Annotated in this window: 17 protein-coding genes; 10 read left to right on the forward strand and 7 right to left on the reverse strand. The window is 39.9% G+C overall.

Annotated elements, in window-relative coordinates:
• Positions 1 to 10: 10 nt before the first annotated feature.
• The gene (locus FTV41_RS05330; protein WP_179996246.1) at positions 11 to 3,970 is read right to left on the reverse strand and encodes a DUF3418 domain-containing protein; all 3,960 of its coding nucleotides are present in this window, start codon (positions 3,968 to 3,970) and stop codon (positions 11 to 13) included.
• Between the two features lie 375 nt (positions 3,971 to 4,345).
• Here FTV41_RS05330 and ahpC point away from each other — a divergent pair, with 375 nt between their 5' ends.
• The 3 genes from ahpC to FTV41_RS05345 all read left to right on the forward strand — a co-directional run bounded on the left by ahpC (position 4,346) and on the right by FTV41_RS05345 (position 6,028).
• Positions 4,346 to 4,909, forward strand: a complete 564-nt coding sequence (ahpC, locus tag FTV41_RS05335) for an alkyl hydroperoxide reductase subunit C (RefSeq protein WP_004973058.1) — start codon at positions 4,346 to 4,348, stop codon at positions 4,907 to 4,909.
• 186 nt (positions 4,910 to 5,095) lie between these two features.
• Positions 5,096 to 5,572: a hypothetical protein gene (locus tag FTV41_RS05340; protein ID WP_004973055.1), complete on the forward strand. Its 477-nt coding sequence runs from the start codon at positions 5,096 to 5,098 to the stop codon at positions 5,570 to 5,572.
• A gap of 249 nt (positions 5,573 to 5,821) precedes the next feature.
• On the forward strand, positions 5,822 to 6,028 hold the full coding sequence (locus tag FTV41_RS05345; RefSeq protein WP_004973053.1) for a hypothetical protein: 207 nt from the start codon (positions 5,822 to 5,824) through the stop codon (positions 6,026 to 6,028).
• A gap of 87 nt (positions 6,029 to 6,115) precedes the next feature.
• Here the strand turns inward: FTV41_RS05345 and FTV41_RS05350 are convergent, their stop codons facing one another.
• The gene (locus FTV41_RS05350) at positions 6,116 to 6,334 is read right to left on the reverse strand and encodes a DUF1653 domain-containing protein (RefSeq protein ID WP_004973051.1); all 219 of its coding nucleotides are present in this window, start codon (positions 6,332 to 6,334) and stop codon (positions 6,116 to 6,118) included.
• Between the two features lie 251 nt (positions 6,335 to 6,585).
• Between FTV41_RS05350 and FTV41_RS05355 the strand changes: the two genes are divergently transcribed.
• The gene (locus FTV41_RS05355) at positions 6,586 to 6,930 is read left to right on the forward strand and encodes a hypothetical protein (RefSeq protein WP_179989569.1); all 345 of its coding nucleotides are present in this window, start codon (positions 6,586 to 6,588) and stop codon (positions 6,928 to 6,930) included.
• Between the two features lie 403 nt (positions 6,931 to 7,333).
• Here FTV41_RS05355 and FTV41_RS05360 read toward each other — a convergent pair whose 3' ends face one another.
• Positions 7,334 to 7,849 (reverse strand): hypothetical protein, encoded by a 516-nt coding sequence (locus tag FTV41_RS05360; protein ID WP_179996247.1) that lies wholly within the window; start codon positions 7,847 to 7,849, stop codon positions 7,334 to 7,336.
• A 159-nt stretch (positions 7,850 to 8,008) separates the two neighbouring features.
• Here FTV41_RS05360 and FTV41_RS05365 point away from each other — a divergent pair, with 159 nt between their 5' ends.
• A complete protein-coding gene (locus FTV41_RS05365) occupies positions 8,009 to 9,055 on the forward strand; it encodes a nitronate monooxygenase family protein (protein ID WP_004973046.1) in 1,047 nt (348 codons plus the stop codon).
• 42 nt (positions 9,056 to 9,097) lie between these two features.
• Here the strand turns inward: FTV41_RS05365 and dusB are convergent, their stop codons facing one another.
• Complete coding sequence (dusB, locus tag FTV41_RS05370) at positions 9,098 to 10,123, reverse strand: tRNA dihydrouridine synthase DusB (RefSeq protein ID WP_004973043.1); 1,026 nt, start codon at positions 10,121 to 10,123, stop codon at positions 9,098 to 9,100.
• Positions 10,124 to 10,207: 84 nt separating this feature from the next.
• On the opposite strand from dusB, the gene FTV41_RS05375 reads away from it, so the two are divergent.
• Entirely contained in the window at positions 10,208 to 11,413 is a 1,206-nt protein-coding gene (locus tag FTV41_RS05375) for a DUF1615 family protein (RefSeq protein WP_004973039.1), read from the forward strand.
• Entirely contained in the window at positions 11,380 to 12,027 is a 648-nt protein-coding gene (locus tag FTV41_RS05380; RefSeq protein WP_004973036.1) for an HAD-IB family phosphatase, read from the forward strand. The genes FTV41_RS05375 and FTV41_RS05380 overlap by 34 nt, the downstream gene beginning before the upstream one ends.
• 292 nt (positions 12,028 to 12,319) lie before the next feature.
• Here FTV41_RS05380 and FTV41_RS05385 read toward each other — a convergent pair whose 3' ends face one another.
• Together FTV41_RS05385 and FTV41_RS05390 are read right to left on the reverse strand one after the other, a co-directional pair.
• Positions 12,320 to 13,414: an acyl-CoA desaturase gene (locus tag FTV41_RS05385; protein ID WP_096900933.1), complete on the reverse strand. Its 1,095-nt coding sequence runs from the start codon at positions 13,412 to 13,414 to the stop codon at positions 12,320 to 12,322.
• A gap of 13 nt (positions 13,415 to 13,427) precedes the next feature.
• On the reverse strand, positions 13,428 to 14,498 hold the full coding sequence (locus FTV41_RS05390) for a ferredoxin reductase (RefSeq protein ID WP_179996248.1): 1,071 nt from the start codon (positions 14,496 to 14,498) through the stop codon (positions 13,428 to 13,430).
• Between the two features lie 154 nt (positions 14,499 to 14,652).
• Between FTV41_RS05390 and fabR the strand changes: the two genes are divergently transcribed.
• The 3 genes from fabR (at position 14,653) to FTV41_RS05405 (ending at position 16,729) form a co-directional block, all read left to right on the forward strand.
• On the forward strand, positions 14,653 to 15,333 hold the full coding sequence (gene fabR, locus FTV41_RS05395) for an HTH-type transcriptional repressor FabR (RefSeq protein ID WP_179996249.1): 681 nt from the start codon (positions 14,653 to 14,655) through the stop codon (positions 15,331 to 15,333).
• 199 nt (positions 15,334 to 15,532) lie between these two features.
• Positions 15,533 to 15,901 (forward strand): hypothetical protein, encoded by a 369-nt coding sequence (locus FTV41_RS05400; protein WP_154320659.1) that lies wholly within the window; start codon positions 15,533 to 15,535, stop codon positions 15,899 to 15,901.
• A 5-nt stretch (positions 15,902 to 15,906) separates the two neighbouring features.
• A protein-coding gene (locus FTV41_RS05405) for an IS5 family transposase (RefSeq protein WP_179996250.1) occupies positions 15,907 to 16,729 on the forward strand; the annotation gives its coding sequence in 2 pieces (ribosomal slippage) (positions 15,907 to 16,287 and positions 16,289 to 16,729; 822 coding nt in all).
• Positions 16,730 to 16,948: 219 nt separating this feature from the next.
• On the opposite strand, the gene rapA is transcribed toward FTV41_RS05405, so the two are convergent.
• On the reverse strand, positions 16,949 to 19,786 hold the full coding sequence (gene rapA / locus FTV41_RS05410) for an RNA polymerase-associated protein RapA (protein ID WP_131260833.1): 2,838 nt from the start codon (positions 19,784 to 19,786) through the stop codon (positions 16,949 to 16,951).
• Between the last annotated feature and the right edge of the window lie 64 nt (positions 19,787 to 19,850).

The following is a 19,850-nucleotide window of genomic DNA, read 5'->3' on the forward strand; positions in this document are numbered from 1 at the left end:
TACTAATATCTTAACTGATTCCGAGCTTTTCCCATACTTTTTGCAGCCGAGTTGCAGAAATTGGCATTTTGGTTTTCATGGGTTGAGAGAACAGCGATATGCGTAATTCTTCCACCATAAAGTACAATTCCTTGAGTCGGGCATCTTGTTTGTGTTTAAACAATTTGTCCATCCAAGGGTCAATTTGGGCGATGGCTGCATCGTCTCTTTGCAAGTTATTGGGTAAGCGGTCTAAACGTAATAATAACGCTTTCAAATAGCGCGGATATTCGCTCCACACCTCTACAGGCTTGCTATACACAAAGTCTGCCAGATGCATTAAGTCCAGCTGATCTTCTATATCATCCATATTTTTAGCAAAAACTGCTTCATCAAGCATAAGAAGCTGACGGCGGATGTCTTGCCATGCAATATAAATTTCATTAAAGATACGCAGCGTGGTTTGACCATGACTGAGGAAAGTCTTTTTTACCTCAAGCTGCAACTTTTGAAACTCTTCCAAGTTGACTGGTAAGTCACCAATAATGCTTTGCAATGTTGCATAGATCAACATTTGCTCAAGTTGAGCTTTATCACCCAAAGGCGAATACGCCAAAGCCAAGGGTTTATCAATTTGTTTTTTCAATTGGCGTGATAAATCACCCAATTGCACATATAGCAAACGAATCACGCCTTCACGGTGCTGACGAATCGCCTCACTCTGATCATTAAAGGTTTGAATCACCACACCCGATTCATCTTTTGGTAAAAGCTCTGCAAATGTTTTGCTTGGTACCAACGCCTGATATTGCTTAACCACTACGCCCGTAACTTTTTGCGAAGCTTCAAATACAAATCGTTCAGGAAAAGTTTGAAATTCTCCGTGCACCTGCTTTACAGGACTATGCGTTTCGGTATGGCAACGCGCTTTTAATTCAGATAAATCACGACCTTGCTCAATCACCCGCCCTTTTTCATCTAGCACTTTAATGAACGGCAATAAATACGCATCTACCCGCTCAAAGCTAAAGTCTTTTTCGGTGATGTGTTCAGCACGTAATTGAAATGCCAAAAAGCTAAAAATGTGCTCGCGTAAATTTACCGCATCAACACGTTGTAGCAACTTTCGAGCTGTGTCTGGAATAGGCACCAAATGACGACGCTTATCTTTAGGCAAAGTCTTGAGCAAGGCTTCAATTAAATTTTCACGCCAACCCAGAACACCCCACGACCAGATATTTTCATCGACCTGTGCCAACGCTTGCACTGGAATTTTAACGGTTGCGCCATCTTCATCATGGCTGGGGTCAAAACGGTAACTGGCCGCCAAGCGCAGCTCACCATTACGCAAATAGTCAGGAAATTGCTGCGTGGTCGGACGATCATTCAGCCAAAGTGCATCATCTTCCACAAATAAATAACGTGGATTTTGCGGCTCTACTGTGGCACGCCAATCTTCAAAGGAACGACGGCTTGCAACTTCTGCAGGTACTTTGGCGGCATAAAATTGATAAATAGTTTCTTCATCAACAACTAAATCACGACGACGTAATTTATCTTCAACCCGTTCCACTTCTTCCAGTTTAAGCAGGTTGTGTTTTAAAAATGGTGGGGTAATGCCCAAGTTGCCTGTGGTTAAAGCATCACGTAAGAATATTTCATGGGCGGCTTCCTGATCGACCTTTTCGTAATTGACAGGACGTTTCGGCTCGATAATTAGACCAAACAGCGAAATTTGATCATAGGCATTCACCACGCCTGCTTTTTTAGACCAATGTGGTTCAAAATAGTGATGCTTCAGCAAATCACGTGCAGCCAATATAATCCATTCAGGTTCAATTTTTGCCAAGGTGCGTAGATACACTTGCGAAGTTTCTACCATCTCAAATGCCATGACCCACGGTGTATTGGTTTTATGCAAAGTCGATGCAGGGAAAATTCGTGCTTTTTGTTGGCGTACTGCCATAAACACATTGCGCTCATCGGTTTTATTGGCAATAAAAGAAAGCAACCCTGTTAATAACGCCCGATGCAGATTTTCATAACTGGCTTTTTTCTCATTAAACGACAGTTTTAAGCCACGCGCCAAATCCACCAATTGTTCATGAGTTTTCTTCCATTCACGTAAACGCAACCAACTTAAAAAATGCTGACGGGCAAAAGTACGACGTTTGTTTTCACTCATGCCATCACGGTTTTCGTGTAAAGTTTCCCACAATTTTAAATAGAATAAAAAGTCAGAATCTGCTTCACGGAACAAAGCATGTTTTTGATCGGCTTGCATTTGTTTGTCTGCAGGACGTTCACGCGGGTCTTGTACCGCCAATGCCGCTACAATAATCAGGACTTCATTTAACACCCCAAAATGCGCACCGCCTAAAATCATACGTGCCAGTCTTGGATCAATCGGCATTTTTGCCATTTGCTGACCAATTTTGGTTAAGCTGCTGCCTTGAAGCTCGCCTTTATTAGCGGTGGATTTAGTGGAATTATTCGGATGATTGTCTCCCTTTTGCGTCGCAGAGCTACTCATTCCGTCTAAAAGAGGGGCTTTACCCGTCTCAATCATCGCACCCAGTTCAATCAACAGCTTACGACCATCATTGACTAAACGATGATCTGGCGGCTCAATAAAATCAAAATCTTCGAGCGTACCCAAGCCCAAACTTTGCATTTGTAAAATGACCGATGCCAAGTTGGTGCGTTTAATTTCAGGTTCAGTAAACTCTGGGCGACTTAAAAAATCTTCTTCTGAATACAGGCGAATACAAACGCCTGGTGCAATACGACCACAACGTCCTTTACGCTGATTCGCTGCTGCCTGAGATACTGCTTCAATCGGTAAACGCTGCACCCGTGAGCGATAGTTATAACGTGAAATACGTGCAAAACCGCTATCAATCACATAGCGAATATTGGGTACAGTAAGTGCAGTTTCAGCGACGTTGGTGGCAATAATAATACGGCGCCCGCCACCAGAAAGATTAAAGATTTTTTGTTGTTCCGCCAAAGCCAAACGCGCATACAACGGTAAAATTTCAGTATGACGCGGCCCATGCTTATGCAAGGTTTCTTGCAGTTCCCGAATTTCCTGTTCGGTACTGGCAAAAATTAGAATATCGGCATGTTCAGGATGACCTTTTTCCTGTGCATCGGCAAAGCATTCTTCTACCGCTTGCACCACTGCGCGTGGCAAGTTTTCTTCAAAGTCATCAAACTCATCATCATCACTACCACCAATGCTTAATTCAGAAATTGGACGATAACGTACTTCGACAGGATAGCTTCGACCTTCGACCTCAAAAATAGGTGCGCCGTTAAAATAGTTACTAAAACGCTGCACATCTAAAGTTGCAGAAGTGATGATGACTTTTAAATCAGGGCGACGTGGCAAAAGTTGCTTTAAATAACCCATAATGAAGTCAATATTTAAAGAACGCTCATGCGCTTCATCTATAATAATGGTGTCGTATTTGTTTAAATAACGATCATTGGCAAGCTCTGCTAACAAAATACCATCGGTCATTAAACGGACAATTGAATCTTGCGAACCCTGTTCATTAAAACGAACTTTAAAGCTGATGGACTCACCTAACTTTTCGCCAACTTCTTCGGCAATACGCTGCGATACACTACGCGCAGCAAGACGTCGTGGCTGAGTATGACCAATTAACCCCGTTAAACCACGACCTGCCAACATTGCAATTTGTGGTAACTGTGTAGTTTTCCCTGAACCTGTTTCACCCGCCACAATAATGACCTGATGTTGCTGAATTGCAGTAATCAACTGTTCGGCAGATTGAGTCACAGGTAAATCTTGATTCAACTTAATGTTGGGAATGCGCTGTGCACGCTCCAACACTTTTAAATTAGATTTTTCAAATAATTCCTGATATTGCTTTGGATTGGCATCTTTGCCTTTTCGTAGTCGATTTAAACGATGACGATCACGCGCCAAAACGAGGTGGTCTACATTTAAATGACTCTGCACAGAATACGCTTCCTAACCAAAACACAAACGCGTATTTTACGCTGTAATGCCTTTAAGCGAAAGAACAGTGATTTAGAATGCGTATTTAAAAAGTTTTAAATCCCCCCTTGAATTTCAAAATAGCATCCCCATATAGATGTATGTTCACCAATTGCTTGAAATGGGTTGTATTTGAACCTGAAAAATAGGTTGTCATGCAATCATCATCATTTTGAGGCCTAATAAAGACTCAATAATACTGTGATGAAAGTGTACGCTTTTTACATACTCATTTGTTTTTCCGATGCTAGTAATGTAAAAATACCATTTCAGCAATAAAACAAAATTAGATACTCTATTGCCAACGAAATACAAACCTTAATCATGGAGACAATGATGAGCTTAATTAATACTGAAGTTAAACCATTTAAAGCAAATGCATACCACAACGGTCAATTCATTGAAGTAACTGAAGCTGATCTTAAAGGCAAATGGTCTGTAGTATTCTTCTACCCTGCTGACTTCACTTTCGTTTGCCCAACTGAGCTTGGTGACCTTGCAGACAACTACGCAGAATTCCAAAAATTAGGCGTTGAAATCTATGCAGTTTCTACTGACACTCACTTCACGCACAAAGCTTGGCACGATTCTTCAGAAGAAATCAAAAAAATCCAATACGTAATGGTTGGCGACCCAACTTGGACGCTTTCTAAAAACTTCGAAGTATTAATCGAATCTGCTGGTCTTGCTGACCGTGGTACTTTCGTAATTGATCCAGAAGGTAAAATCCAAATCATCGAAATCAATGCTGGCGGTATTGGCCGTGATGCTCAAGAACTTCTTCGTAAAGTTAAAGCAGCTCAATACGTTCACGCTCACCCAGGTGAAGTATGCCCAGCTAAATGGAAAGAAGGTGATGCAACTTTAGCCCCATCTATCGACCTAGTAGGTAAAATCTAAGTTTTAGATTAAACCACTCAAAAAAACCACGCATATTTTGCGTGGTTTTTTTTAATCAGAACATCACCCTTTTCTACCTTATTTATTCATATTTCATCTCTAGAATAGAAAATGTAAAAACATTACAACACTACAATCGAATCTGTACCGGTAACAGTTGTGAGATTTATTTTTGAGGGCTGTTCTATGAAAAAATTATTTTTACTTTCAACATTAATAGCATTTTCAGTGCCAGCTTTAGCTGATTTCAACTGTAATGGCAGCATTAAAAATCGAACTATTGATGATAATGTCAAAGTGCATAAACAATGTGTTCTTGATCATGTGACTATTAAGGGCAACCTAATGTTGCATTCCAACTCACATACGGCAATTAAAAATAGTACGATTGATGGCAATTTAGAATCTAAAGGAAACTTTAGTCAGGTTAATGCACATGCCAACCGCATTGATGGCAATATCCAACTCGAAGATGGGCGTAACATCCAACTCACGTCAAACCGTGTAAATGGCAATATTCAACTTAAAGATAATTCAGGCTCAATCGTTGTAAAAAATAACCGCGTGAATGGCAATTTAGAATGTGAAGATAACCGCGTAAAACCGACTGGCGGCACAAACCGTGTTTCTGGTGACAAAGAAGATCAATGTCGTCATCTATAAAATCTAGTCTTTCAATCATTTTATTTAAATGAATGACTATTCATGTGCAAAGCATAAACACCACATCCTAAATGTGGTGTTTTATTTCGCTTCATAATAGTTTTGTCGTTTTTGGCACGTTTAGGTTGCGCAAAAAACTTATATTCAAAAGTTACAATTCTGTAATACTTTTTAGCAAGCACTTCACTTATGTTCAAAATAAGCAGATTTATTCTGTGAAAAATAATATAAAAAATAAAGGAGTTGCTTATGGGTAAAACACTTGCCGTGACATCCTGGACATACAGTGCATCTTCACGTTATTTAAAAATATTTTACGAAAATGGCTCTGGGGATTTATTCCATCCTGTACCACAATTTATTTATGACAACTTATTAAGACGCAGTGATAAAGCAGCTTTTGTGAGTAAATATTTAGCATACGATTTAAGCTTTAACCGTATTTCCATTCAATAATTGATTTTATTAAACTTTGAGCATCCACATAACGATCCAATCTAAAAATAGATTGGATCGTTTTAAATAGGTAAATAACTTCAAATATTAATACACTTCTTGAATCAATTTAAAGCGTTCCTGTTCACGGTCATCATCCAAAGTAATACTCTCCGTGAACATATCAAGCGGTCTGGCCCAAATAGAATAATCGCCATATAAGCATTGATAAACCACCAATTTCTCTTGGGTTTCACTGTGTGTAGCCACATGCAGCACTTGATACAATTGCCCTTTATAATGTTGATAAATCCCTTTTTTAAGCATTTTACAATCCCAATCTTACAGAATGGCATTACTGTACAATAAAAACTGTAACCATTCTCAAGATTTCACCTTATCAGAAAAAATGAATCGCATCGGCATATTTTTCTCTAATTTATCGTTCTAATCTACACAACAAAAAAATATCTAAACCCATTACATTATTTGAACAATTTTAAGCTTCAAATTGATTGTTTTTTGGTTATATTCGCATTATCCCATCTTAAGTGGATGTAAAAAAAGGAAACATGATAATGAATAAACTTCTTATTGCTTTAGGTCTTGCTGCCACTGTAGCACTTGTAGGTTGTGCAAAAGAAAAAGCACCAGAAACAGGGGCAACTACGGGTGAACACTTAGAAAACGCTGCGGCTCAAGCTGCACATGATGCCAAAGATGCAACACATGAAGCTGCTACTGCTACAGCAACTGCGGTAGATAACGCAGCGCAAGCAACTGAAAATGCTGCACACAATGTTGCAACAGCAACAGAAAACGCAGCTGATACGACTGTACAAGCTGCTAAAGATGCAACTGCTGCGACTGCAGGTGCGGTTGAACAAGGTGCTGCAAATGTGAAAGAAAAAGCACAACAATAATTTGATTGTATACAACAAAAACTCCTGAGCAAGTTCTCAGGAGTTTTTTATTCAGCACGATTTAATTAGGGTCTGTTGACAATTCGTCTATGTTTGCGACATGAGAGATATATCTCGCAAGGTTTTTTAGCTGATATAAGGCATGGGACAGGAAATTTACTCATTCTAAATGACTGGCACATAACGTAATAGCAGCAAAAAATATGCTTGTACCCTTGCGCAGCAAACAAAGCAGTGCTTTGTTTTTGCTCATGTGGCTAAAACTTTCACAGATTGCGTTATAAAACTTGAAAATAAACCCGTTATTCCCTGCGTTTCATGCCTAATCTGCTCAGTTTTAGCCTACAGCGCAAGCCATTTATGAAATATCAACAGACCCTAGTAAACCTAAATCCTGCCGCAACTATAACGCCGCTTTTAAATTACAACCATAGCCCATGGTCTGTTGTACTTGGCGGTAACTGGTGTAACGATTCAAAATAAAATCATAATAAGATTCTGCATTGGCAAAATTTTCAGCCAAATTTTCCTCCTCTGCACGCGGTAATTTTACATCTTTAAGAAAATCTAGATTGTTATGTCCTAAGCGATATAACTCAGCAAAATAACCATTCATCATATCGCAATAAGCAATTTTAGTCGGCTTTAAAGCAGTACTGGCGACCAAATGCTGATTCAAAGTTTGTAAGTTATTTACATCTAAAGGGAATTGATGCGCAAATGCGATATTTTCGACTTGTTTAAATTGTTTGAAGTCTTGCGCCAATTTGACATTTAAAGCATCTATACGCTGTTGTAATGCAGTCGCATCCTGAACCTGATATTGCTTTGGATCAATTTTTACTTGAGTTTGCTGTGGATTGCTACACGCACTTAATCCACACACCACAAGCAAACCACCATAAACGAAAGGCTTCATTAATTTACTCATCAATTCATACATCAGGCTTATTATGCCTGAAAGCATCTGCAAATTTAATGATATCGCTCATCTTAATATTTCATAAAGAAATGACGGATATGATTTGCCAATCTACCTAGAGTTGGGCAAAGTAGATAAAAACATGGAGTAAATAATATGACCTTATTAGAACAACTGAATATAAAGCATCCTATTTTTCTTGCTCCAATGGCTGGCGTTTCTACTCCCGAACTTGCAGCCGAGGTTTCTAATCAAGGTGGTTTTGGCTCACTCGGTTTAGGTGCAAACACGGTAGATGCTGCACGTGAGCAAATTTTACGCACTCAAGAACTGACTGATTTTCCATTTCAGGTCAATTTCTTTTGCCATGAATCAAGTCCACTAGATGAAGTCGCTGCACAAGCGTGGATTGCACATTTTCAGCCAATCTTTGAACGCTATGGCGCAACTGCACCGAGTCAACTAAATTGTATTTATCCAAGTTTTAAAGACCATGATGGATATTTAGATCTTGTACTAGAAACTAAACCACAAGCCGTCAGTTTTCACTTCGGGATTCCGCATGCGCATCAAATTCAGGCTTTAAAAGATGCAGGAATCATTACTATGGTTTCAGCAACCAACTTAGCCGAAGCTCAAGCCATTGAAGCAGCGGGAATTGATGTCATTATCGCCCAAGGCATTGAGGCAGGTGGACATCGGGGTATCTTTAACCAAACCTTTGATAGTGCAATTAAAACCAGCGATTTAGTACAACTAATTCGTGAACATTGTACCCTGCCAGTGGTTGCAGCAGGTGGCATTATGAATGGTCAGCAAGCACAGTTAATGCTGAAATTGGGCGCTTCTGCGGTACAGCTGGGTACAGCTTTTGTGCAATGTAAAAGTTCCAATGCCAATCCAGCTTATCGACAAGCTTTATTTCAGCAAAACATTACTCAAATTACCGACAGCATCTCTGGACGCTCTGCCCGTGGTTTAATTAATCATTGGCATACACAGGTAGATACACCAAATCGTTTAACTGTGCCCACCTATCCATATACGTATGATCTTGCAAAACAGTTGCATTCAGCAGCCGTCACACAAGGCGAGCAAGGTTATGCCCCTTTTTGGGCAGGCAGTAATGTCAGTCAGATTCGTGAATTAGAGGCCGCAGATTTAATTAATCAGTTGGTTTTGGAAATGATTCACGCACGCTAAGTTTACGTACGAAAAACTCAACTGTGTATCACGGTTGGGTTTTTATTTTGTATCTAATAAGTTCACCGCTTCAACCTGCACATCACTCATGATTTCACCATGCGCAAGTAGCTGATTAAAGTAATCTTCCACCACTTTATATTGTTCTGCAGTACTTTCTACTTGATACATACTTTGACGGAATTCATTACTTGAACGTAAACCTTTGGTGTACCAAGCAATATGTTTACGTGAAATACGACAACCTGAATATTCACCATAAAATTCATACAGCTCAGCTAAATGTCCAAGTAATACTTTTTGAACTTCTGCAATGCTCGGTGCTGCTAACAGCTCACCTGTTGCTAAATAATGTGCGATTTCCCGAAAAATCCACGGACGTCCTTGCGCAGCACGTCCAATCATAATCGCATCTGCGCCTGTATAGTCCAAGACATATTTGGCTTTTTCAGGACTATCAATATCACCATTGGCAATCACAGGAATATTGAGCATGCTTTTCACTTCTTTAATCAGTGAATAGCGTGCACGGTTTAAATACATATCTTCACGGGTACGCCCATGCAATGCCAATGCAGCAATGCCTGCTTGTTCTGCGCGTTTGGCAACCCGTAAAATATTTTCCTGCCCATTCAAAAAACCTAAGCGAGTTTTCAGTGTCACAGGCACATTCACCGCGGCAACCACAGTATCTAAAATGCGTGCCACCAAATCTTCATCTTGCAATAAAGCCGAACCAGCCAACTTATTGCAGACTTTTTTGGCAGGACATCCCATATTGATATCAACAATTTGTGCACCATTGGCGACTTGATAACGTGCGGCTTCGGCCAAATCATGCGGGTCTGAACCAGCAATTTGTGCAGAAATTGGTGCAAGTTCCCCATCAAAGTTGGCACGATACAAACTCTTTTTACTCATGCGCAAAGTTTTGTCAGAGGTCATCATTTCACTGACCGCATGCCCTGCACCAAAGTACTTGCACAGTGAGCGAAAGGGTCTATCAGTGACACCTGCCATCGGGGCAACGATCAAATTATTTGACAGTTGATAGGGACCAATATACATATATATTCTTAACTTTAACGATTGGCATAGTATACTGCATCTGCCCTTTGGGCTCATCCATTTGGAACGAGTTTTCCCTATACTATGAAAGACACTGTATTCACTTCTTTGATGAAACCCTTCAGCGTGCTTGCTTTATCATTAAGCTTGGCTGCCTGTGGAGATAGCGCATGGTGGTCTAAGGACAATGAGCCAACCCTTGAAGCAGAACAAATCCGCAAACTCATTCCGAATAGGGTCAGTGAGCGTAGTGCTTGGGCAAAAGATATTTACGATATTTCAGAGCAATTGGGCATCCCACAAACCAAAGAAAATATGTGCACCATCATTGCCGTGGTGGATCAGGAATCGAACTTTGTAGCCGACCCTCAAGTCTATGGTCTGGGTGAAAAAGCAGTTAAAGAAGTGCAAGACCGTTTGGATGAGAAATTTAAAGATAAACTGGGCGAAGCCATTGGTGGTACGGTTGCAGGCTATTTTCAGGATGTACTGAAAAACCACCCAAGCCCTGAAGATAACTATTTAAGCCAAATGCGTCGTGTGAAAACCGAACGTGAACTGGATGAATTGTATCGTGAAATTTTTGACTATATGGCCAAACATTATCACGTGTCTGCGCTAACAGGTGCTGCCAAACTGTTTGGACAAAATATTGGCGAAAAACTTAATCCAATTACTACTTTAGGCTCGATGCAAGTACATATTAGCTATGCCAAAGAGCATAAACGCCAAAGCGGTAACATCGCAGAGTTACGCAGCGATCTATACACTCAATATGGCGGATTATATTACGGGATTCATCGTTTAATGATGTACCCTGCCGATTACGATCAACCGCTATACCGCTTTGCTGATTATAACTCTGGCATGTATTCGAGCCGCAATGCCGCATTCCAAAGCATGCTAAATGATTTAACTGAAGCAGAATTAGATTTAGATGGTGATTTGCTACTTTATACTAAAGATGGTAGCGTGCGTAATGCAAAGAGTGAATCCGAACGTGAATTAATTGCTGTTTTTTCAAAACATAATATTTTAGTCACCCCACGACAAATTCGTGCAGACCTAAAAAAAGAAAAAGAAAAGAAATTTGAAGATACTGCGACATATTTAGCAGTCACGAAACTCTATAAAGCGCAAACGGGCAAAGAGCCATTTTATGCCATGATGCCGCAAGTGGTCATTTCAGGGCCTAAACTGAGTCGAGATTACAACACCAATTGGTTTGCTACGCGAGTCAATGGACGTTATAAAACATGCATGCAAAAAGCCAAAAATATAAAAATCTAGCCCTATTTGATTTTGATGGGACCCTGTGCAGCAAAGACAGTTTTACAGGGTTTATTTTCTATGCTTTATCTAAGCGGCATATTTTTAAGCAAGGACTTAAAATCTTGCCTTGGATTCAGGCTTACTATTTAAAAGTTTATCCTGCACATGCCATGCGCCCTAAATTGTTTAATGCTATGTTTAAAGATGCAAATACAGCTGAAATATTAGCACTTGCACAGCGCTACGCAGTAGATTTAATACATGATCTTAACCCACAACTATTACAACAATTAAAGCAGCATCAATTCAATGGAGATGAAGTGGTGGTTGTTTCTGCAAGTGTAGATATTTATTTACAGTATATTTGTCAGCAGTTAAATGTCGCTTTGATTTGTACTGAAACAGCAATTGAAAAGCAGCAATTTACAGGGCGATATTCAACACCTGATTGCAGTCAGGAACAAAAGAAAATACGGATTTTAGAACAATATGATTTAGAAAATTATGCTGCTATTTATGCGTATGGTAATAGTGATGAAGATGATGCCATGCTGAGTTTAGCGACTTATTCTTATATGGTGGGTAGTGATCATTCATTGCCAGAAATTGTAACTTATAAAAAACTGGCTTGATTTTGATGAATGATATAATAAAACCACAATTTGAATTGTGGGTTTTTTAAGTTACATGTAGCGGATGCCGCCTATGGTGATTACTTTTTTATACCCAGAATAGAAAATAAAAATAGAGTTTTCTCTTAATAAAATAGCTGATGATTCTGCATAAAAATAACGACTACAACACCTAAAGCAATAAAAAAGGTGACACTTTACAGCATCACCTCTAATTCAAAATAGAAGTATAGTTTTAAACCAAGATCAATCACTTAATCTATTCGTACTAAACAACTCATTTGTAAGTCACTTATTTCTTAAACGGAAAAGCATATTTCACAATACGTTTAAGCACACTGCCATACTGTTTAACTAAACTTGCATTGTTGTAGTTCAAGCCATACTTTTCACACACAGCTTGTACTTTTGGCGCCATTTTACGATAGCGACGTGCAGGAATATCTGGATATAAATGGTGTTCAATTTGATGGCTTAAATGTCCTGTCAAAATGTGGAATGCTTCAGAACCTGTAAGATTCGATGAACCACGAATTTGACGCATATACCAGTGACCACGGCTTTCGTTTTGCATCACAGACTTTGGAAATACTTCTACATCCTTAGTAAAGTGGCCGCAGAAAATAATGCTGAATGTCCAAATATTACGAATACCATTCGCAACCAAGTTCCCTGTAAACACTGGTAAAGCCGAAGGGCCTGCAATCAATGGAAAGAACACATAATCTTTAAACAATTGTTTTCCAATTTTCTTCTGCATAGGTTGCCATTCTTTTTTGGCTTGGGCTTTGCTTTTACGGCCATTCAAAATTTTACCAATTTCTAAATTCTGAATGGCAACACCCCATTGGAACAGTAAGCAGAAAGGAATACTGTATAAAGGTTGCAATAAATAGCCTGATCTCCAGCGCTGTTCTGGGAACAAACGCACCAAACCATAGCCAATATCATCATCCATACCTTTAATATTGGTATAAGTATGGTGTTTAAAGTTATGGGTTTGACGCCAGTTGTCTGAAGTACCTACCGTATCCCATTCATAACTTGCACCATTGAATTTAGGATCATTCATCCAGTCATACTGACCATGCATGACATTATGACCTAATTCCATGTTTTCCATAATTTTGGCAAAGCCTAACAAGCCTGTACCCAAAACCCATGCTGGCGGGAACCATCCTGCGAACAATAAGGCACGACCTGCCATTGAGCTATAACGAATGGTTGAATAAACACGGCGGATGTATTTAGCATCTTTTTCGCCAATATCATCCAAAACTTCTTGTTTAATGGCGTCTAATTCACGTGCAAGCTCATCTAATTCAAATTGAGTGAGTTCACGGTTTTTAGGATTGCGGAAATATTCTATTTTTACTGGCATATTCATAATCGGAACTCGCTTATAAATCAATAATTAAATCGGTTTGTGCTGAATTGACGCAGATTTTCAATTGGTTATTCGGTTCGATGTTTTGAACACCATCGACCAAGTTTTTAGTTGAACCTTCAGCCTTGTTGCATACGCATTTATGGCAAATTCCCATACGACAGCCGTATTTAGGTTTAATATTTTGCTGTTCCAGACTTTCTAAAATGGACTTGCCTTTTGGAATAGTGACAATCTTTTTCGATTGAGTCAGTGTAACTTGTACCAAACCAACATCGTCACTTAACACAGGGGTCATGCTAAAAGCTTCTGTTTTCAGCAAAGCAGCTTGTGCAAATAATTGTTCAGCTTGCGTGGTAAAACCCGATGGGCCACATGCAAACACTGCACTTTGCTCGATTTGTGCCAAGTCTTGTAAATGTTCTGCATTTAAACGGCTGTGCGCCACACTCGGCTCTTGAGTATAAAACACTTGAAATTTAAAGTTTGGATATTGTTGTGCCCATGCTTCAAACTGTGCTTTAAATGCTGCGTCTGCAAAGGTTTTTACCCAATACATTAAAGTTACTGGAGTGCTACCAAGACGACCTGATTTCGCCATGTCTTGTAGCAAACTATACATTGGTGTGATACCACTACCCGCTACCAATAGAATTAAAGGCTGGGCTTGTGCAGGCAGTTGCATATCACCATAAGGCGCACCAAATTCCAAAGTATCACCAACTTTGGCTTGCTCAACCAGCCATGTGCTGACTTTGCCCTGATCAACTTTTTTTACCGTCAATAAAACGTGTTGTGCATCAAGCTGAGTCAAACTATAGGTTCGCTCATAGCGTACGCCTTGAATTGTCACATAAACAGGATGATGCTGCCCTGCTGCGCCAATTTGGAATTTTTTATTGAATTGCAAAGTAAAGCTCACTACACCTTGTGCAGCGGTATCTTTTTTTACAATTTTGCCGAGTGACTGATTCACCGACCATAATGGATTAATTTTTTGCAACCAGAAATTGGCGGCATAAGGGTCTAGTACTGCAGTTGCAATACTGGTTAAGGGAGATTTTCTTTTTTCAGTTAGCTGCATGATTCAGCACCACCCGATGAAATTTTAATTATTATACACATGTATATATATTTGTATATACACCTGTATTGTTTCTAATCATTTCACAAGTACTGGCGCAACCGCTATAATGCCTCTAAGCTTATAAATTATTGAAAATATGACTCAGCCTGCCATGAAAACAAACCATGATGTGACTTTTCCAGAATCTGAAACGGTTCATGAGCCTCTTGTCGTGCGTACGGTTGGGCGTAAAGCTACCATTACCAAACAAGAATTATTTCAGGCAGCATTAAATTTAATTGGCCCACAAAAAAGTATCGCATCTTTAAGTTTACGTGAAGTTGCACGTGAAGCAGGCATCGCACCAAACAGTTTTTATCGTCATTTTAAAGATATTGATGAACTCGCGATTGAACTGATTGATCGTGCAGGTGTGGTGTTGCGTCAAATTCTGCATGAAGCACGTTTAAAAGCATCTAAACAAAACAGTATTATTCGCAGCTCGGTTGAAGTATTTATTGAACAATTAGATACCGATGAAGGCAATTTAAGTCTGCTATTACGTGAAGGTTATACGGGTTCAACCTCTTATAAGCTAGCTGTTGAGCGCCAATTGAATTATTTCCAGCAAGAATTGCAGGATGATTTAATTCGTTTAGAACGTTTAAATAACAGCAAGTTAGCGCATCCCGATATTGTCGCAAAAGCCATTACCCAGTTGGTGTTTAATATGGGCGCTAAAGTCATTGATATGCCTGCGACTGAACGTAAAGAAACCGCTGAACAAACCATGACCATGATTCGCATGATTTTAGAAGGTGCGCGTCATTTGGATGAAGGGAAGATTCGATAAACCCAAGTTTATCCCTTCTCTATCAAAGCAGCTTTAACCACATAAATCTGCTTTTTTTTATTTTGGATGCAACCACTTTGCTTATATAGTTTCTGTGTACTGAAAATCAGCACGTCATTTTATGACGCTGAAATTCGACAAGTGATGCTGAGTTTTTATAATCTAAGGATTAATAACAACAAAGCAAAGGCAAATCAATATGCTATTTCTTGATGATACGGCTCAGACTGAACCACAACGCAAGATTACACTCGATTTATCACAAGATGCCGCCACTATACAGCAGCACATTGTCGCGCTCAGTCAAAAATATCAACCTGAACTAATTGTTGCCGAAGGTCTTGAGGCAGATTTTATTTTAGAAAGTTTAACTGAAATTCTGCCACACTGCGGTGGAATTGCGCTCAAACACCCTACCGACAATGTTTCACTCGAAAAACTGCAACATGCCTATCTGCAGCGTGGTAAACAGCGTTTTTATGAGGTGAGAATCATGTTGTTACAGACACATCCTCAATTTAAGTCATTTAGTAGACCTCTTGCGAAAGTAAAAAATGCTTCAATATAGATTTCATGAGATATGAGAAATTAAACCGTTTTTCAGATTCTGAATTTAAGCGCTTGGTTGGTGTACCTCGACCAGTTTTTACTGAAATGGTCGATGTTTTAGAAAAAGCAGAATCACTTAAAAAGAAATCAGGTCGTCCTCATACTTTAGCTATAGAGGATCAATTGTTATTAACGCTCAATTACTTACACAACTACAGCACTCAACTAGAATTGGCAGCATACTACCATATCGCTGAAAGTAATGTGAATCGAACCATTAAAAAGGTTGAAGATGCTTTGATGAAATCGAGATGTTATACTCTGCCAAAACGAAGTATTACCACAGCAGACGAACACTTTAACTGGGTCATTATTGATGCGACAGAATGTTCAATAGAACGCCCGAAAAAAAAACCAGAGTAAGTTCTACAGTGGTAAAAAGAAGAAACATACACTAAAAACCCAAGTGATCTATCATCCGCAGAGCAAACAAATCATAGGGATCGATGTATCAAATGGCAGTCAGCATGATATTAAACTGGCAAGAAAAACGGTTAAGAAGTTTAAACATTGTGAATATGTTCTGACGGATTTAGGGTACTATGGATTAGAACAAGAGGGGTTTAAGTTATTGATGCCAATCAAGAAAAAGAAGAATTTACCTTTATTTGATGCTGAGAAAAAGTACAATAAAATGCTTGAAAAAATACGAGTTGTGATCGAACACATCAATAGTCAATTGAAAACATTTAGAATATTAAGTGAACGCTATCGAAATAGACGGAAAAGATTCGGTTTACGCATTAACTTAATCGCTGCACTGGTAAACCGAATTAACTTGCAATAACGACTTTCGCAAGAGGTCTAGTGATTTATTTTATATGATGCAACCCGATGACAATTTTGAGGCAGAAGTTGAATATTTGCTTAACACATATTTTCTAATAGGCAATAACAACGCTGACTAAATAACTAAACGGCAAAATAATTCAATAAAATCTCAAAAACAAAGCGCCCGAAGGCGCTTCAACATAGATACAACATATTCAGATTTAAAATCAATCGGTTATGGCTTTACCACCACCATCACCTGAATTGCTTCAGGCGTGACCGACAAACCATCTAATAATGCAACACCTTCTTTTTGCAATTTCTGTAAACGTGTAATTTCATCTTCACGAATACTTGGGTTAAATTGCTTCAAATAGCTTAAACGGTCAATTTCATATTGCCATTTTTTGCTATATACATCTTTAGCTTGTTGCTTAAATTCAGGCAATGCAGCTTTAGCCAACTCCAAAGCCTGTGTATAACGCGCTTCAATCGCGTCACGGCGTGCTTTCACCACTTGACGACAACTGTTGCCATCTAAATGATGTAAATAAGGTTTTAAAATTTCAGGGGCAATTTTTTGCGATAAATCCTGCCCTTTTTCGCTCAATAAGACACGAATGAGTTGCTGTGGCAAGCTTGATGGCAAATTCAGGGCTTTAGGTGCAATGACATCCACTTTGAACCAGACTTCGAGCAACACAGAACCTTGTGGCAAAGCGGCAGATTTTAATACCGCAACGTTGGTGCTACCAAAACCTTGTGTATTGATCATTTCCATCACGCTTTCTGTGAATGGATGCTCTAGGGTCAAATACTGTGCATCTTCACGAATTTGCGCCTGATCCCGATAGAACGTCGCGGTCATGCCTTCTTCGTCTAAGGTCAAACCTTGCACTTGCATTTGATCAGTTGGTTTAATAATCACCGTGCCATTGCTTTGTTCATCGAAGTCAATATTGGTCGATGCCATAAAGCGCTTCATAAACATAGGCAACGTGGTATTGTCGTCGTAATCTTCTAAAGCTTGTACAATTTCCTGCGCCACCACAGGACGGCAAGAGTTGTATTCCAACAAACGATCTCGACCCGCTTGAAGTTCTGCTTCCAAAGCTTCACGCTGCACACTGACTGCTTCCAGTAAATCTTCAAACTGTTGTCCTAAATCTGCAAGTAAGCAGTGTTTTAAATCGACAATAAAGTTTTCCTGCAAGGTTTGTGCAGTGGGTGAAATATTGCTGAAAATATTGAGTGCTTCGTTATACCAACGGAACATACGCTCTTGCGCAGTCCCCACCAAATACGGCACATGAATTTGAATACGGTTTTCTTGACCAATACGGTCTAAACGACCGATACGTTGTTCTAACACGTCGGGATTGGCAGGTAAGTCAAACAAAATCAGGTCTGATGCAAACTGGAAGTTACGCCCTTCTGAACCAATTTCGGAACACAATAAAATTTGTGCACCATAAGAATCTTCTGCGAAATATGCTGCCGCTTGGTCACGTTCTAACAAGCTCATGCCTTCATGGAACATTGCAGTACGAATACCTGCATGTAGGCGCAGCGCATTTTCAAGGGCTTCTACCACAGGGCCGCTACGCGCAATTAAAAGCACTTTTTTATGTTTTAAGTCGCTACGCAAACGCTCCATTAACCACATTACACGCGGGTCAGTTTCCATCCAACTGCCATCGAGCTGTGCTTCTTCTGGCCACATTTGTTCACGTAATTTACCATCTTTAGACCAGTTTTCTGGCGCAGGTAACGGCGCAGGCTGACAATCACGACCTGGGAAACCTTGAATTGCTTCACGGGTATTACGGAACAAAATACGCCCTGTACCATGACGGTCTAATAATTCGTGGATGGCACGGAAACGCTGCTCTGGGTTATCTTCAATGCGATGTCCCAACAAGCCTTCCAGTGCAACCAAATGGCTTTCTTCCAATGCGGCATCTGACATTAAGACTTCGGCAATTTTTGCCGTATGTTGATATTGCGCTTCTTCATCCAAGAAACGGTCTAGTGAACTAAAACGCTGCGGATCGAGTAAACGTAAACGCGCAAAATGGCTTTCTACACCCAGTTGCTCAGGCGTTGCTGTAAGCAATAACACCCCTGCGGTTTGTTCGGCTAATTCTTCGACCAGATCATAACGGTCATTACCACCTTCTTCTTCGCTCCACATTAAGTGATGCGCTTCATCGACCACCAGCAAATCAAAACCTGCTTCTAGGGCTTGTTCGCGTAAGTCATCGTGGTCAATCATTAAATCGACTGAAGCAATGATGCATTGTTCGGTCAAGAATGGATTCAGGTCAGGATCGTGTTCTTTAATAGATGCCGTACGGGTTAAATCAAACAAAGAGAATTGCAGATTGAAACGGCGACGCATTTCAATCATCCACTGATATTGCAGCGAATCAGGTACCAAAATCAGGATACGTTCCGCACGTCCTGTTTTGAGTTGCTGATGGATGATCAAACCTGCTTCAATGGTTTTACCTAAACCAACTTCATCTGCCAATAAGACACGTGGCGCAAAACGCTTACCGACTTCATGTGCAATATAAAGTTGATGTGGAATCAAACCTACACGCGAACCCACCAAGCCGCGCAGTGGGCTACTTTGCATATTGGCTTGCATCAACAAGGCTTCAATACGCAAGTCGTACCATTCTTTATAGTCAATTTGGCTAGCAAGCAAGCGGTCTAAGGGTTTTGAAAGTTGGATACTTGCACCAATACGGGTTTCATTCAGTGATTTCTTTTCTTCACTGCCATCTTGCAAACGACGCACTACGTTATAACGCAATACGCCATGACGGTCTTCGACCGATTCAACCGTCCACACATTGCCTTCTTGGTCTTGAACTTCATCATTTACATTAAAAATGATACGCGATAAAGGTGCGTTATTGCGTGCATAGACACGGGTTTCATCACTTTTAGGGAATAAAATGCTGACCGATCGCTCATCTACATCAATCAGAACACCAAGTCCTAATTCCGTTTCTGTGTCTGATAACCAACGTTGACCAATAGCAAACTGCTGCAATTTTTCCACCTTTATTTAGAAGTTAGGACGTATAAATTTTTGCGCAAAACCTGCTGAGTATTTGAGCAAAAAT

It is taken from the genome of Acinetobacter sp. YH16051 (assembly GCF_013417135.1).
GTDB lineage: Bacteria > Pseudomonadota > Gammaproteobacteria > Pseudomonadales > Moraxellaceae > Acinetobacter > Acinetobacter towneri.

Bases quoted from the DNA above. Each gene is read 5' to 3' on its own strand.
- ahpC (WP_004973058.1), top strand. From the start codon at position 4,346: ATGAGCTTAATTAATACTGAAGTTAAACCATTTAAAGCAAATGCATAC.
- FTV41_RS05340 (WP_004973055.1), top strand. From the start codon at position 5,096: ATGAAAAAATTATTTTTACTTTCAACATTAATAGCATTTTCAGTGCCA.
- FTV41_RS05345 (WP_004973053.1), top strand. From the start codon at position 5,822: ATGGGTAAAACACTTGCCGTGACATCCTGGACATACAGTGCATCTTCA.
- FTV41_RS05350 (WP_004973051.1), bottom strand. From the start codon at position 6,334: ATGCTTAAAAAAGGGATTTATCAACATTATAAAGGGCAATTGTATCAA.
- FTV41_RS05355 (WP_179989569.1), top strand. From the start codon at position 6,586: ATGAATAAACTTCTTATTGCTTTAGGTCTTGCTGCCACTGTAGCACTT.
- FTV41_RS05360 (WP_179996247.1), bottom strand. From the start codon at position 7,849: ATGAAGCCTTTCGTTTATGGTGGTTTGCTTGTGGTGTGTGGATTAAGT.
- FTV41_RS05365 (WP_004973046.1), top strand. From the start codon at position 8,009: ATGACCTTATTAGAACAACTGAATATAAAGCATCCTATTTTTCTTGCT.
- dusB (WP_004973043.1), bottom strand. From the start codon at position 10,123: ATGTATATTGGTCCCTATCAACTGTCAAATAATTTGATCGTTGCCCCG.
- FTV41_RS05375 (WP_004973039.1), top strand. From the start codon at position 10,208: ATGAAAGACACTGTATTCACTTCTTTGATGAAACCCTTCAGCGTGCTT.
- FTV41_RS05380 (WP_004973036.1), top strand. From the start codon at position 11,380: ATGCATGCAAAAAGCCAAAAATATAAAAATCTAGCCCTATTTGATTTT.
- FTV41_RS05385 (WP_096900933.1), bottom strand. From the start codon at position 13,414: ATGAATATGCCAGTAAAAATAGAATATTTCCGCAATCCTAAAAACCGT.
- FTV41_RS05390 (WP_179996248.1), bottom strand. From the start codon at position 14,498: ATGCAGCTAACTGAAAAAAGAAAATCTCCCTTAACCAGTATTGCAACT.
- fabR (WP_179996249.1), top strand. From the start codon at position 14,653: ATGAAAACAAACCATGATGTGACTTTTCCAGAATCTGAAACGGTTCAT.
- FTV41_RS05400 (WP_154320659.1), top strand. From the start codon at position 15,533: ATGCTATTTCTTGATGATACGGCTCAGACTGAACCACAACGCAAGATT.